The sequence below is a fragment of the Pilimelia columellifera subsp. columellifera genome (assembly GCF_039532605.1).
Taxonomy (GTDB): Bacteria; Actinomycetota; Actinomycetes; order Mycobacteriales; family Micromonosporaceae; genus Pilimelia; species Pilimelia columellifera.
The window spans coordinates 82646-96618 of record NZ_BAAARY010000005.1 but is presented as its reverse complement, the minus strand read 5'-3'; the positions used below and the strand labels follow the sequence as shown (position 1 = coordinate 96618).

Annotated in this window: 12 protein-coding genes, 2 tRNA genes, 1 other RNA gene and 1 pseudogene; 9 read left to right on the top strand and 7 right to left on the bottom strand. The window is 70.9% G+C overall.

The features are described from left to right. Window positions 1-49: 49 nt before the first annotated feature. Window positions 50-2434, bottom strand: coding sequence for a DNA polymerase III subunit gamma and tau (locus tag ABD287_RS07200; RefSeq protein WP_344170173.1), 2385 nt, complete (start codon window positions 2432-2434; stop codon window positions 50-52). Window positions 2435-2480: 46 nt separating this feature from the next. Further along, window positions 2481-2575: signal recognition particle sRNA small type (ffs, locus tag ABD287_RS07195), an RNA gene on the bottom strand. Window positions 2576-2688: 113 nt separating this feature from the next. On the opposite strand from ffs, the gene ABD287_RS07190 reads away from it, so the two are divergent. Further along, window positions 2689-2776 (top strand) — tRNA-Ser (locus ABD287_RS07190). Window positions 2777-3042: 266 nt separating this feature from the next. After that, window positions 3043-3729, top strand: coding sequence for a hypothetical protein (locus tag ABD287_RS07185; RefSeq protein WP_344170170.1), 687 nt, complete (start codon window positions 3043-3045; stop codon window positions 3727-3729). 75 nt (window positions 3730-3804) lie between these two features. On the opposite strand, the gene ABD287_RS07180 is transcribed toward ABD287_RS07185, so the two are convergent. Then, a tRNA-Ser gene (locus tag ABD287_RS07180) sits at window positions 3805-3894 on the bottom strand. A gap of 82 nt (window positions 3895-3976) precedes the next feature. Between ABD287_RS07180 and deoD the strand changes: the two genes are divergently transcribed. Then, complete coding sequence (gene deoD / locus ABD287_RS07175) at window positions 3977-4684, top strand: purine-nucleoside phosphorylase (protein WP_344170167.1); 708 nt, start codon at window positions 3977-3979, stop codon at window positions 4682-4684. 6 nt (window positions 4685-4690) lie between these two features. Here deoD and ABD287_RS07170 read toward each other — a convergent pair whose 3' ends face one another. The 4 genes from ABD287_RS07170 to ABD287_RS07155 form a co-directional block, all read right to left on the bottom strand. Beyond that, entirely contained in the window at window positions 4691-5161 is a 471-nt protein-coding gene (locus tag ABD287_RS07170) for a nucleoside deaminase (protein WP_344170164.1), read from the bottom strand. Beyond that, the gene (locus tag ABD287_RS07165; RefSeq protein ID WP_344170161.1) at window positions 5158-5679 is read right to left on the bottom strand and encodes a tRNA adenosine deaminase-associated protein; all 522 of its coding nucleotides are present in this window, start codon (window positions 5677-5679) and stop codon (window positions 5158-5160) included. The genes ABD287_RS07170 and ABD287_RS07165 overlap by 4 nt, the downstream gene beginning before the upstream one ends. Before the next feature lie 169 nt (window positions 5680-5848). Continuing rightward, on the bottom strand, window positions 5849-6190 hold the full coding sequence (locus tag ABD287_RS07160) for a hypothetical protein (RefSeq protein WP_344170158.1): 342 nt from the start codon (window positions 6188-6190) through the stop codon (window positions 5849-5851). A 53-nt stretch (window positions 6191-6243) separates the two neighbouring features. After that, complete coding sequence (locus tag ABD287_RS07155; protein ID WP_344170155.1) at window positions 6244-7455, bottom strand: PQQ-binding-like beta-propeller repeat protein; 1212 nt, start codon at window positions 7453-7455, stop codon at window positions 6244-6246. Between the two features lie 133 nt (window positions 7456-7588). Here ABD287_RS07155 and ABD287_RS07150 point away from each other — a divergent pair, with 133 nt between their 5' ends. The 6 genes and pseudogenes from ABD287_RS07150 to ABD287_RS07125 form a co-directional block, all read left to right on the top strand. Next, window positions 7589-8695, top strand: a complete 1107-nt coding sequence (locus ABD287_RS07150) for a PHP domain-containing protein (protein ID WP_344170152.1) — start codon at window positions 7589-7591, stop codon at window positions 8693-8695. 11 nt (window positions 8696-8706) lie between these two features. Next, complete coding sequence (locus tag ABD287_RS07145) at window positions 8707-10377, top strand: DUF885 domain-containing protein (protein WP_344170149.1); 1671 nt, start codon at window positions 8707-8709, stop codon at window positions 10375-10377. A gap of 54 nt (window positions 10378-10431) precedes the next feature. Then, window positions 10432-11454, top strand: a complete 1023-nt coding sequence (locus tag ABD287_RS07140; protein ID WP_425565518.1) for an ROK family protein — start codon at window positions 10432-10434, stop codon at window positions 11452-11454. Between the two features lie 67 nt (window positions 11455-11521). After that, on the top strand, window positions 11522-12349 hold the full coding sequence (locus tag ABD287_RS07135) for an ABC transporter substrate-binding protein (protein WP_344170143.1): 828 nt from the start codon (window positions 11522-11524) through the stop codon (window positions 12347-12349). Next, on the top strand, window positions 12346-13188 hold the full coding sequence (locus ABD287_RS07130; RefSeq protein ID WP_344170140.1) for an amino acid ABC transporter permease: 843 nt from the start codon (window positions 12346-12348) through the stop codon (window positions 13186-13188). Before ABD287_RS07135 ends, ABD287_RS07130 begins: the two co-directional genes overlap by 4 nt. Before the next feature lie 78 nt (window positions 13189-13266). Beyond that, window positions 13267-13932, top strand: a pseudogene (locus ABD287_RS07125) (amino acid ABC transporter ATP-binding protein); the annotation flags it as partial. Between the last annotated feature and the right edge of the window lie 41 nt (window positions 13933-13973).

The window sequence follows — 13973 nt, the reverse complement described above, 5'->3', positions numbered from 1 at the left end:
CAGCCTAGCGTCGGCACGGACGACCGCGCCGGTTGACGCCCCGAGGGCGTCAACCGGTGATCTCCTCAGCGCCCAGCCGCTCCTTCAACAGCCGCAACGCCGCCTGGTCGCCGGACTGACGCTCCGGCGGACCGTCCACGATGTCGTCGAGCGGCCCGTCTCCCGGGTCGAAGCCCTCCACCGCCGGCCGCTCGGCCGGGCCATCGAACTCAGGGTCGTACGGGGGCTCGTCGAGCGGCGTGCCGTCGTCCCAGGCACCGGTCGGCTGACGCGCCGGCGCCGGACGGCCGGTCGTCGGCGCGCGGCCGGCGGCGGCCCTCGCCGCCGCCCGCGCCGCGCTGAGCCCGGACAACGCCTCGGTGGGCTTCGACGGCGGCGTGCTGGGGCCGGGCGGCGGCGCGCTCCGGGCCGGCGCCTCGGTGGACGTCCGGGCCGCCGGGGCTCGGTTCTGGACCTCCGCGTTGGCGCTCGGACGGTCACTCGGCTCGGCCAAGGCGACCGCCGCGCCAGGCGACGCCGGGGGCGTCGGCGTGCCGCTGCCGGGCCGGGCAGGCGCCGGCCAGTCGTCCCCATCCGCCAGCGCCGACGCGGCAGCGGACCGGACAGCGGCGGAAGGGCGCCCCGCGGCCATTGACGTCGTCGGCGCTGGTCCGTTGGCTCTACGGGCCTCGGAGTCGGCCTCCCGGGTCGGGATGTTCGGCGGTTCGGGGGCGGGGCGCGGGGCGCTGACCGGCGGCGCCGACCCGGCGGCGACTGCCCGCGGCGCGCCCGCCGCGGCGGGCGGCAGGGTCGCGGGGGCCGGCGCGGTTGGGATCGCGGGCGGCGGCTGCTCCCCCGCGATCTCGCAGCGCAGGGTGAAGCGCTCGCCGAACTCCTCGTACAGCGCCTCGGTCACGTGGTCCGCGGCGTCCCGGACCTTCGCCGCCTGGGGTCCGTGCCGGAACAGCAGCACGAGGGTTCCGTCGACAAAGCCGCGGACGGTCGCCTGCTGGCAGTAGGCCATGAGCACAGGGCTGCGTCGACGCAGGGTCGCGGCGACCGTCGGCCAACGCTGCTGGATCTGCCCGAGGTCGACCGGACCTCCGGACGGCGACAGGTGGATCGGCCCGCCGGGCTCCGCAGCCGGCGGGGCGGACGGCGCCGGCCCCTCGTCCGCTGACTCGGCGGACGACGGCGCGGCGGACGACGGCAATGGCGTGGACGGCGCCGTCGACGCGGGCGCCGGCGTGACAGGCGCCGGCGTGGCGACCGACGGCGTCCGCCCGCCGGCGCCGGCGGGCGGAGCCGACTCCAGTCTTTCGAGCCGCTGAAGGAGCGCGGCTGAGGCGTCGTCGGCGCCGGGGAGCAGCATCCGGGCGCAGATCAGCTCCAGGAGCAGACGCGGACCGGTCGTGCCCCGCATCTCGACCAGACCGTTGTGCACGATGTCGGCGCAACGGGAGAGCGTCGCTGCGCCGGTGGACGTCGCCTGGGCCGCCATCCGGGCAAGCTGGTCGGTGGGGCCGTCGATGATGCCCTTAGCCGCCGCGTCCGGCACCTGCTGCAACACGATCAGGTCCCGCAACCGCTCCAACAGGTCGGACGCGAAACGGCGGGGGTCGTGGCCGGCCTCGACGAGCCGGTGCACCACCCCGTACGCGGCGGCGCCGTCACCGGCTGCGACCGCCTCGACCATCTCGTCGATGAGCGCCCCGTCGGTGACGCCCAGCAGCGCGACGGCGCGCGCGTAGGTGACGCCCTCATCGCCGGCGCCGGCGATGAGCTGGTCCAATACCGACAGGCTGTCCCGGGCGCTGCCGCCGCCGGCCCGCACGACCAGCGGGAAAACCTCAGGCGCGACGGTGACGCCCTCGGCGGCGCAGAGCTGTTCCAGGTGCGGGCGTAACGCGCTGGGCGGGATGAGCCGGAACGGATAGTGGTGCGTCCGGGACTTGATCGTCCCGAGGACCTTCTCCGGCTCGGTGGTGGCGAAGATGAACTTGACGTACTCGGGCGGCTCTTCGACCAGCTTGAGCAGGGCGTTGAAGCCGGCCGACGAGACCATGTGCGCCTCGTCGATGACGTAGATCTTGTACCGGCTGCTCACCGGCGCGAAGACAGCGCGTTCACGCAGCTCACGGGCATCATCGACACCGCCGTGGCTGGCCGCGTCGATCTCGATGACGTCGATCGAGCCGGGGCCGTCGCCGGACAGGGACCGACAGGAATCGCATTCCCCGCACGGCTCGGGCGTGGGGCCGTTGGCGCAGTTGAGCGACCTGGCCAGAATCCGGGCGCTGCTGGTCTTGCCGCAGCCGCGCGGGCCGGAGAACAGGTAGGCGTGGTTCAGCCGTCCGGTCCTCAATGCCTGCGACAGCGGCTCGGTGACGTGTTCCTGGCCGATGACCTCGGCGAACGTTCGCGGCCGATACTTGCGATAGAGCGCCAACGCCACGGGTGAGCCCTCCTTGCGACGACGTCCCGGCGAATGACCCGGAAACGCAGAGGCCCCCCGTGCACCCGCCAGAGCTCGCTTATCCTTGCTGCCTTCCGGCCCTGGGGAGGTTCACAAGATGGACGCCGCACGAGGGGCGTGGCCCACTGTACCGTGCCTCCCGGGCAGGCGGTGGGCACGGTCGCGCCACGGGCCACGCGTCGCGCTGGGAGGGTCCTGCCGCGACCGGCGATGGGCGCTGTATCCTCATCGACGGAGGATTCGCCTAGTGGCCTAGGGCGCACGCTTGGAAAGCGTGTTGGGTTCACACCCTCACGAGTTCGAATCTCGTATCCTCCGCCAGCCTGAACAGGCAAAACGCGAGGCCCGACCCCTTCCGGGGCCGGGCCTTCGTCGTGACGACGCACTCGACAGGGCAGATTCACCGAAGTTCTCGAAACGCGCCTGATAGGGCGAAAACCGGCGATAATCCGCGCTCTCCGCTTCAATCCTCAGTTGGCCTGTATGGCGCAAGAGGACGAAACATCGTCTGGGGGCGCAACCGCCCCAGCCCACGCCGGACACAGCCTCCGGGCGCGCCGTCGGCGCCGCCCGCGAAAGAAGGTGCCATGAACAAGGTCCTGGGACCAACCCTGATCACCGCCGCGCTCGCCGCCTCCGGCGTGGCCGCCGCCCCGGCGACCGCGGCGTCGACCAACGCCGCGGCGACCTGCCCCGCTCGCGTCGTCATTCCACACGTCAGAATCACCCATAAGCAGACCCGGGTCTACGCGACCCTCACCGACGACTGCGGCGCCAGATATGCGTCGTGGAACATTCACAACAGCGCGGGCCGCCACGACACCATCGTCTTCGACCCGGCCGCCCCTAACACCAGGGACTTCCTCGACTTCGGCTCCACCCACCGCCTTGGCCGTCACGACGTGCGCCCCGCCAACGCCCACGACCCCGGCGACAAGAGGGTCAAGCAGGCCACGGCGCAGTTCCTCGTGAAACTCGGCTCCGGCACCACGATCAAGGCCATCCGCGACGGCAACGCCGTCACGGTCAACGGCCGCGTCCGCCAGTACGACCCAAGCCCCGGGCGCTGGGTCGCGTGGCGTAACGCACGGGTCGCGGTCGAGGGACGGCACGGCGCCGCCGCCCCCTGGGTGGCGCTGGCCGGGCGGGTGCGCGCCGACCGCGCCGGCAGGGTAACGGCAAGGGTCACGGCCCCCCGGGTCCGACAGTTCCGCCTCGTCACGCAGGCGACATCGACAGTCTGGGGCTCCACCAGCTCGTACGCCCATCCATAGCCGCCTGGCGCCGCCTCGCTCGCAACAAACGCCCGGCAGGTCCTCATGGACTCGCCGGGCGTTTGCCCTGTTCGTTGGCGGTGGTGAAGGGATTTGAACCCTTGGAGGGCTTGCACCCTCACACGCTTTCGAGGCGTGCTCCTTAGGCCGCTCGGACACACCACCGCCGAGTAGGCTACCGGACCGCCACGACGGATGTCTCATCGGCCCGGTTCCCGACGACCGGGACGCCTGACAGTATTCGTCTATGAGCACCCATATCGGCGCCGCGAACGGCGCCATCGCCGAACGGGTCCTGTTACCGGGCGACCCGCAGCGCGCGCAGTGGATCGCCGAGAACTTCCTCGACAACGCCGTCTGCTACTCGACCGTGCGCGGGATGCTCGGCTTCACCGGCTCGTACCGGGGCACGCCGATCTCGGCGCAGGGTTCGGGGATGGGGATGCCGTCGGCGTCGATCTACACCCACGAACTCATCGTCGACCACGGCGTTCGGACGATCATCCGGGTGGGCAGCTGCGGGGCGATCGTGGACGATCTGGCGCTGCGCGACGTCATCGCCGCGAGCGGGTCGTCAACGGACTCGCAGATGAACCGGGTGCGCTTCGACGGTCTGGTCGATTACGCCCCGGTGGCCGACTTCGGGCTGCTGCGGGCCGCCGCCGACACCGCTGACGTTCGTGGTCTGCCAATGCGGGTCGGCCCGGTGTTGGCGACGGACGCGTTCTACACCGACCGGCCGGACCTGTACGGGCGGCTCGCGCGGTATGGAGTGCTGGCCGTGGAGATGGAGTCGGCGGCGATCTACACCATCGCCGCCCGACACCGGGCCCAGGCGCTGACCCTGCTGACTGTCAGCGATCAGTTGGTACGCGACGAGCACCTGAGCGCCGATGACCGGGAGCGCGGTTTCGCCGCGATGGTGGAGCTGGCCCTGGAGACGGCAGTTCGCTAGCGGCGTTCAGCGGAAGAACGCCCGGAGCAGGGCTGAGCATTCTTCCTCCAGGACTCCGGAGTAGACCTCGGGACGGTGGTTGAGCCGGCTGTCGCGCAGCACGTCCCACAGCGAACCGACCGCCCCGGTCTTGGGTTCCCAGGCGCCAAAGACGACGGCGCCGATCCGGGCGAGGGTGATCGCGCCCGCGCACATGGTGCACGGCTCAAGGGTGACGACGAGGGCGCAGCCGTCCAGCCGCCACGATCCCACGGCGGTGGCTGCCTGGCGCAGCGCGAGGACTTCGGCGTGGGCGGTGGGGTCGCCGCCCGACTCACGCTCGTTGCGGCCGCTGGCCAGTTCGGCGCCGTCCGGGCCGAAGACCACCGCCCCGACGGGCACGTCGGGCGACGGCCCGGCGGGTTGGTCGGCGGCGACGGCGAGCGCGCGACGCATCCACAGTTGGTGGCGTTCGCGCCGGTCGGCGGGCGGGCTCACGCCTCGCGTAGCTCCTCGACCTCGTCGGCGCAGCCGATCCGCAGCGTGACCTCGGCGGTGACGTCGGCTGGCAGCAGGCCCTCGGTGGCGCACAGTTCGAGCAGCCGGTGCGAATTGACACCGAGGTCGGCCAGCAGATCGGCGTCGCCCACCGGGTCGACGTCGGGCTCGATGGCCCGCGGGGCGGGCTCCTCGTCGACCACGGCTGGCGCCTCGCTCGGCTCCTCGATCTCCAGGGCGGGCGCCTCGATGTCGCCGAGCAGCAAGGCCCCGAGGCGGGACTCGGCGGCGAAGATCGAGTCCGAGCCGAAGACCCGCAGATCCTCGCCCTCGTCGAGCCTCAGCACGACGAGGTACGAGTCGTCTGACTCGACGAACAGCAGCGACAGATCGGCGTCCGGCGCGACGTCGCGGAGTCGATCAACGACATCCTCGACGTCGGAGACGCCGGAAAGGCTCAGCTCGGCTGCCGACCACTTGTCGTGGTGGCGAACCGCCGCAGCAGCGAAGTACGACAACACTCCCCCAACCGGTTGCGCGGCACTGACCGCATCAACGATCGGACTGACCGCGGATGACGCCGGGCGGCTCCGGCCCCCGACCGGCCGTCTCGATACGCGTGACGGTAGCCGGTCGCCGCGGCGACCACCTGCGCAACGCCGGGAACCTCACCGTCAGCGGTCAAGGTCACCACGACTGGGCGACCAGCGCCAGGCCGGTCAACGCCCAGCCGAAGGTGATGCCCAGGGCGACGCCGACGGCGGCGCCGCGGTCGCCACGGCAGGCCAGCAGGACCGCGCACGCCCAGGCCACGACGCCGGCGAGCGCCTGGGCGATGGCCTGCCCGGCGACGCTCAGGCCGATGACGTCGGCGGCGACGAGCGCCCAGCCGAGCAGCCACAGGACTCCGAAAGCGACACCGGCGACGGCGGCGTGAACAGTGACGGGGTGCGGTTCCCGGTACGTGGGCCGGGGCCGCGGGGCGTGGGCATCGTGCGGGTCGGCCCACAGGCCGCTGCTGTCGTCCACCGTGTTCCTCCCGTCGCCGCCGGTCCAGCTTCTCAGGCGAACTGCGCGACTTGTCAGGCGAACTGGGCGAAGCGGGCCCGCGGTTCCCGGTTGATGGTGGTGAAGGCGCCACCGGCGGCCAGCCGGCGGCGGGTCGGGTCGGCGGTCAGGGTGTGTACGCCGGTGACCCCGTTGCCGTCGGCGATCCAGGGCGTGAGAACGCCGTCCTCGGTGACGGCGGCGAGTTTCACCCGCGTGGTCCGTCCGTCCAGGCAGTCGCCGTTGGTGGAGGCGACCCGGGAGGTTCTGCAGACGTTGTCGAAGTGACCGCCGACGTAGACGATGCCATCGAGGAGGGCGACGGCCTGTGGGTCGCCGTCGGTGGTGATGCTCCAGCGGACGGCGCCGGTGTGGGCCATGGCGGTGAGCCGTCCGCCGGGCCCGGCGACCGCGGCGTAGACGCCGCCCTGGTTGACGCCCAGTCCGATGACGGCGTAGACGAGGCTGGACCGGAAGCCGGGGTCGATGGCGCCGGTGGCGGGGTTGAGCGCGGCGATGCGCCGGACGCCTCTCTGACCGTCGATGGTGTGGAACTTGCCCCCGACGTACAGGCGGCCGGAGTTGATTGCCAGGCCGTTGACGTGGTCGTCGGCGGTGGGCCGCCAGGCCGGGTCGAGCAGGCCGGTGGCGAGGTTGAAGGCAGCGAGGTTGCCGCGGGACTGCCCGTCGACGGCGGTGAAGGCGCCGCCGATGTAGAGGCGGCCGGAATGGACGGCGACGCTGTACGGCTGGCCAGAAACAAAATGGCGAAATGGTAAGACAGTTCCGCTTTCCACAGTGACGCTGGCGAGGCTGTCGCGGGGCAGCCCATTCATCTGACTGAAGGACCCGGCGATATGGACGTGGTCGCCGTCGGCCGCGATGGCGCGGACCCGGCCGTTGGCGACCGGCGCCCACGGCAACAGCGCGCCGGTGGCGGCGTCGAAGGCCGCCAGTCCGGCTCGCACGTGTGCCCGGCCGGCGACGATGACGGCGGTGAAGTCACCGCCCAGGTAGACGGTGTCCCCGCCGTACGCGGTCGCCCACACGGTTCCGTTGACGTGCGGTGTGTCGATCGGGACGCCGCCGAGGACTGTTCCCGTGGCTGCTGCCTGGGCCGTGGCCGCTGGGGCGGGGGCCACGAGGCTGAGGACAGTCGTGAGGACGACCGAGAAGGCTGCGGCAAGGGACGGCAGCGGCCGTAGCGGGCCTTTCGCCTTACTGTCCCCAAGAATGGTGTATTCCACGCAAAAAACGTATAGCCACTAAATACCCCCAAGTGGCCTAAATCAGAAAATCAATTTCCGGATAAAATTGCCTAAACTTCTCAAATTGCCAAAAACAGATCTAAAGCTCCGGGGGCCAACGTAACGTGGCGATATGGCAACCCGTGACGCTATCGCCGACCTGCGACGCATCGCCTTTCTCCTCGAAGCGGCCAACGAGGCCACCTACCGGGTAAAGGCTTTCCGATCGGCCGCCGCCGCCCTGGCCAGCCTGGACCGCGATGAGGTCAGTCGCCGCGCCGCGGCCGGATCGCTTATCGAGCTGGCCGGGGTCGGCGAGGTCACCGCCAGATGCGTTGTCGAGTCCCTGGCCGGCGAGGAGCCCGTCTACCTGCGGCGCCTGCTGGCCACCGAAGGAGTCGATCTCGACGAGACAGCCCGCGCCCTGCGTTCGGCCCTACGCGGCGACTGTCACCTGCACTCGGACTGGAGCGACGGCGGCTCCCCCATCGAGGAGATGGCGCTGGCCGCTGTCGAACTGGGCCACGAGTACCTGGCGCTCACCGACCACTCGCCGCGGCTGACCGTCGCCCGGGGTCTGACCGCAGACCGGCTGCGCCGGCAGCTCGACCACGTCGCCGCGCTCAACGACGCCCTTCCGGACGGCTTCCGCATACTCACCGGCATCGAGGTCGACATTCTCGCCGACGGTTCGCTCGACCAGACCGACGAGCTGCTCGGACGCCTGGATGTCGTGGTCGGCTCGGTCCACAGCGGCCTACGCGACGATTGCGACAAGATGACCCGCAGGATGCTGCGCGCCGTCACCAACCCCCACCTCGACATCCTCGGGCACTGCACCGGCCGTAAGGTCGCGGCGAGCGCCGTCGGGCTGGCCGGCTCCGGCGACCGTGGGCACCGGGCCGGGCGGACCCGGCCCCCGAGCGAGTTCGACGCCGCGGCCGTCTTCGCCGCCTGCGCCGAGCACGACAAGGCTGTCGAGATCAACTCCCGGCCCGACCGGCTCGACCCGCCCAAACGCCTCATCCGTCACGCTCTCGAAGCCGGCTGCCGGTTCGCCGTCGACACCGACGCGCACGCCCCTGGCCAGCTCGACTGGCAGGGCTACGGCTGCCAACGCGCCGCCGCCTGCGGCGTGCCCGCCGACCGGATCGTCAACACCTGGACCGCCGACGCCCTCCTCGCCTGGACAGCCGGCCATGACCCTGACGGGCGCCCACAGCGGCCTCGTTCGGCGTAGGGTCTGACGCCGTGGGACGAATCGATGACATCGCGAACTCTTATGTGGACCAGTGGGCGACGCTGAACCCGATCGGCGCGACCTACGCCGGCCTCGCCGGTCACGACGACCGGTTGGACGACTTCAGCGCCGATGGTTACGCCGCCAAGGCGGATCTCACCCGACTGACCCTGGCTGAACTGGCGGCGGCCGAGCCGCAGAACCAGGCTGAGCAGGTCGCCCGGGACGCGATGGCCGAACGCCTGACGGTCGAGGCCGACCGCTACGAGGCCGGCCACACCGTCAGCGAGCTGAACGTCATCAGCAGCGCCCTGCACGACACCCGGTCGGTGTTCGACCTCATGCCCACTGATGGCGAGGCGGCGGTGGCGAACGTCGTCGCCAGGCTGCGGCAGACGCCCGCCGCCCTCCTCGCGCTGCGCGACACCCTGCTCGACGCGGCGCGGACCGGGAACGTCGCGGCCCGGGCGCAGATCCTGCACGTCGCCGCTCAGTGCGACAGCTGGACAGATCCGGCCATCGACGACTTCTACCCCGGGCTGGCCCGCCGGCTGTCGGCCACCGGCGCGCTGCGCGCCGACCTCGACCGGACCGCGGCCGACGCGGCCGGGGCCACCGCCGCGTTCGGCCGGTTCCTGCGCGACGAGCTGGCCCCGCTGGGCCGGGACACACAGGCTGCCGGGCGGGACGCCTACGCGCTGGCCTCCCGCTACTTCCTCGGCGCCACCATCGACCTGGACGAGACCTACGCGTGGGGCTTCGAGGAGCTGTACCGGATCGAGTCCGAGATGCGCGCCGAAGCGGCCCGCGTCGCCGGCCCAGGCGCCAGCGTCGCCGACGCGGTGGAGACGCTGGGCAAGGACCCGGCCCGCACCATCGTCGGGAAGGAAGCCTTCCGCGACTGGATGCAGGAGCTGGCCGACCGCACCATCGCCGCGTTGCACGGCACACACTTCGACATCCCGGAGCAGGTCCGCCGGATCGAGTGCTGCCTGGCGCCCACCAGCGACGGCGCCATCTACTACACCGGCCCCAGCGAGGACTTCACCCGGCCTGGTCGGATGTGGTGGGCGGTGCCGCAGGGCATCGACAGTTTCTCCACCTGGGGCGAGGTCACGACGGTCTTCCACGAGGGCGTCCCCGGGCACCATCTGCAGATCGCGCAGACCGCGGTGCGCGCCGACCTGCTCAACAGGTGGCAGCGTCAGCTCGCCTGGTGCTCCGGGCACGGCGAGGGCTGGGCGCTGTACTCGGAGCGGCTCATGGACGATTTAGGCTACCTGTCCGATCCGGGCGACCGGCTCGGCATGCTCGACGCCCAGGCGCTCCGGGCCGCCCGGGTGATCGTCGACATCGGCATGCACCTGGAACTGGAGATCCCGGTGGGCAACCCGTTCGGCTTCGCCCCAGGGCAGCGGTGGACACCGGAGCTGGGCTGGGAGTTCATGCGAGCGCACTGCCGGATCGCGGACGAGAACCTGCGCTTCGAGGTGAACCGTTACCTCGGCTGGGCCGGCCAGGCGCCGTCGTACAAGGTGGGCGAACGGCTGTGGCTCCAGGCGCGCGATGAGGCTCGGGCCCGCCGGGGCGCCGACTTCGACCTCAAGACCTTCCACCGGGACGCCCTCAACCTCGGCGCTCTGGGTCTGGACCCTCTTCGCCAAGCGCTGGCCCGTCTCTGACCTGGCTTGGGGGAAGTAGCGGGCGGGAGAGGATTTCCTGGGCAGGATGATGTGATGAATCGCAGTTTGCCGGTTATCGTCGGTATCGACAACGGCGGCACCACGAACAATGTCACCGTGCTCGACGACGACGGCCGGTTCCTGGTGGACCGGCTCATCGAGAGCCCCAGCCGGGTCCGGGAAGGGCCGGAGCCGGCGCTCGACGCGCTCACCGGGGCGTTCCACAGCGTGCTGCTGGCCACCGGGCTGGAGCCGGCCGCGGTCGTCGGCGTCGGCCTTGACACCCCGGGCCCGGCCAGCGCGGACGGCGTCATCTCGATCAAAGGATCGACGAACTTCGAGCACCCCGGCTGGCAGGGCTTCGACATCCGCGGCGCCCTCAGCGACCGGCTGGGGCTCCCGGTGACCTACCTCAACGACGGCAACGCCGCCGCCCTGTACGCCCACCGCGCGTACCTCGGCGCGCAGGGCGCCGAACGATCGTCGGTGTCGGTCGTGGTCGGCACCGGGCTCGGCGGCGGACTGGTCCAGGCCGGTCAGGTGATCTCCGGGACGGCCGGGATGGCCGGCGAGCTGGGGCACGTCCGGCTCGCCATGGACGGCCTCCTCGAAGACGGCCAACCGGTCCCGGTGTGTGGCTGTGGCAACACCGGGGACGCCGAGAGCATCGCGTCACTCACCGGCATCCGGCAGAACCTGCTTCCGTACTGGCTCAGCCGGCACCCCGGACACCCCCTCCGCGGCCTGCCCATCGACGAAGCCGCCCGGCAGGTGCGCGACTACGGCGAACGCGGCGACGTGATGGCGTTGCGGGTCTTCGAGCAGCAGGCCACGGCGATCGGACGGCTGTTCACCGTCATCGCCAACGTCACCGACCCGGACGTCTACCTGCTTGGCGGAGGCGTCGTCGAAACCGACCCGCGGTTCCGCGACTGGTTCCTGGCCCGGGTACGGGAGCACACCGCCCTGCGGGCCGAGCAGGCGGCGGTGGCGCGGTTCGCGCTGACGCCCGACCGTGACATGGCCGGCGCCCGCGGCGCCGCCCTGGCAGCGCGGGCGGCGACCAACCGGACTTAAAGAACGGTCAGGCATCGATCGACCAACAGCGTTGGCGTGGTCCACGCAGGTGGGCGATGATCCAGCGATGACACGCACAACGAGAGCCGCCCGCCGTGCCCTGCTCGTCCCAGCATTGCTGGCGTTGGTCATCGCCGCGGGCGCCTGCACGAAGAAGGACGACGGCGGCGCCACCGACGCCGGCGTGCCACTGGTCAAGGCCGGGCAGCTGACCACCTGCACCCACCTGCCGTACCCGCCCTTCCAGGACAAGGTCGGCGGCAAGTACGTCGGTTTCGACGTGGCCCTCATCGATCTGGTGGCCAGGAAGCTGAACGTCAAGCAGGAGATCGTCGACACCCCGTTCGAGGGGATCAAGTCCGGTCAGGACCTCAACTCCGGCAAGTGTGATGTCGCCGCCGCCGGAATGACCATCACCGAGGACCGCAAGAAGGTCCTGGCCTTCTCCGATCCTTACTTCGACGCCACCCAGGCGCTGCTGATCGGCTTCGGCCAGCCGTTCACCAGGCTGGAGGACCTGGCCAACAAGACAGTGGGCGTCCAGGCCCAGACCACCGGCGAGGACTACCTCAAGAAGCGCGTCGCCAAGCAGGGCCTCAAATTGGAGATCAAGTCGTACCGTGACCTCGCCGGGCTCCAGCAGGCGCTCGGCACCCGGCAGATCGCCGGAGCGGTCAACGACCTGCCGGTGTGGAACAACCTCATGAAGAACAACGCCGGCAAGTTCGTCGTCGTCGAGGGCTACGACACCGGCGAGCAGTACGGGTTCGCGGTCAAAAAGGGCGGCGACCCGCGTCTGCTGGCCACCATCAACGAGGTGATCGCGGCGGCCAAGGCCGACGGCGCCTACGACGCGCTCTACAACGAGTGGATCGGTAAGAAGCCAACCGCATGAGCGTCTCGTCGACTCCGGCGTCAGCGGCCAGAGCGCCGGCGCCACGGCGGCTGGGCCGCCGGCAGAGACAACGCCTGACCCGGGCCGTCGCGTACGCCGTCTTCGCCGCGGTCGTCGTGGCGGTTGGCGCGCTGGCCGACTGGGGGAAGCTGGCCGAGTCCTTCTTCCGCCTCGACATCGCCGCCGCGATGTTCCCGGAGATCGTCACGGTGGCGTTACGGAACACCATCGTCTACACGGTCCTGTCGTTCCTGTTCGGCCTGGTGGCGGGTCTGGCGTTGGCGCTGATGCGGCTGTCGTCCATCGCGCCGTACCGGTGGTTCGCCACCGCGTACATCGAGCTGTTCCGGGGCCTGCCGGCGCTGCTGGTGCTGTTCCTCGTCGGCTACGGCGTGCCGCTGGCGTTCCCCGACGTGCAGATCGTCGGCGGCATCTACGGCTCCATCGCCCTCGGCCTTGGCCTGACGGCCGCCGCGTACATGGCCGAGACGATCCGTGCGGGCGTCCAGGCGGTGCCGCGCGGCCAGTTGGAGGCCGCCCGCACCCTGGGCATGAGCCACCCGCGGGCGATGGTGTCGATAGTGCTGCCACAGGCGTTCCGGATCGTCATCCCGCCGCTGACCAACGAGTTCATCATGCTCACCAAGGACACCTCGCTGGCGTACGTGCTCGGCGTCACCGCCACCAGCATCGAGGTGACCAAGTTCGCCGGGGACGAGCTGAACCGGCACGTCAACCCGACGCCGCTGCTGGTGGCGGGCTTCATGTACCTGCTGATCACGCTGCCGTTGTCGCAGCTGGTGCACCGGCTGGAACGCCGCGGCGCCCGGAGGGGGTAGACGGTGACCACACCGGCGATCGAGATCAGCGACCTGCGCAAGTCATTCGGGTCGTTGGAGGTGCTGCGCGGCATCGACCTGTCCGTCGGGTTCGGCGAGGTCGTCTGCGTCATCGGCCCGTCCGGCTCGGGGAAGTCGACGCTGCTGCGCTGCGTCAACCTGTTGGAGGAGCCCGACGGCGGAAGCGTGCGCGTCGGCGGCGTGGAGGTCACGGACCCGGACTGCGACCTTGACGGCCTGCGCCGCACCATCGGCATGGTCTTCCAGTCCTTCAACCTGTTCGGGCACCTCAGCGTCCTGGCGAACCTCACCATCGCCCAACGGCGTGTCCTCAAACGCTCCCGCGCCGACGCCGAGCTGATCGCCCGGGAGAACCTCGAACGGGTCGGCCTGGCCGACAAGGCCGGCGCCTACCCGGCGCAGCTGTCCGGCGGGCAGCAGCAGCGGGCGGCGATCGCCAGGTCGTTGGCGATGAGCCCCGAGCTGATGCTCTTTGACGAGCCCACCAGCGCCCTGGACCCGGAGCTGGTCGGCGAGGTGCTGGCGGTGATGCGTTCGCTGGCGGCAGAGGGCATGACCATGATGGTCGTCACGCACGAGATGGGCTTCGCCCGCGAGGTCGCCGACCGGGTGGTGTTCATGGACGGTGGTCAGGTCGTCGAAGCCGGCCCGCCGGCCGACGTCCTCGGCAGCCCGACGGAGGCCCGGACCCGCGAGTTTCTGCACCGGGTGCTGACACATTAGGCGCGCCCGAACAGGGCCGGCGGCCGGTTGGGCCGTGTAGA

Bases quoted from the DNA above. Each gene is read 5' to 3' on its own strand.
- deoD (WP_344170167.1), top strand. From the start codon at position 3,977: ATGAGCACCCATATCGGCGCCGCGAACGGCGCCATCGCCGAACGGGTC.
- ABD287_RS07135 (WP_344170143.1), top strand. From the start codon at position 11,522: ATGACACGCACAACGAGAGCCGCCCGCCGTGCCCTGCTCGTCCCAGCA.
- ABD287_RS07150 (WP_344170152.1), top strand. From the start codon at position 7,589: ATGGCAACCCGTGACGCTATCGCCGACCTGCGACGCATCGCCTTTCTC.
- ABD287_RS07130 (WP_344170140.1), top strand. From the start codon at position 12,346: ATGAGCGTCTCGTCGACTCCGGCGTCAGCGGCCAGAGCGCCGGCGCCA.
- ABD287_RS07140 (WP_425565518.1), top strand. From the start codon at position 10,432: ATGAATCGCAGTTTGCCGGTTATCGTCGGTATCGACAACGGCGGCACC.
- ABD287_RS07185 (WP_344170170.1), top strand. From the start codon at position 3,043: ATGAACAAGGTCCTGGGACCAACCCTGATCACCGCCGCGCTCGCCGCC.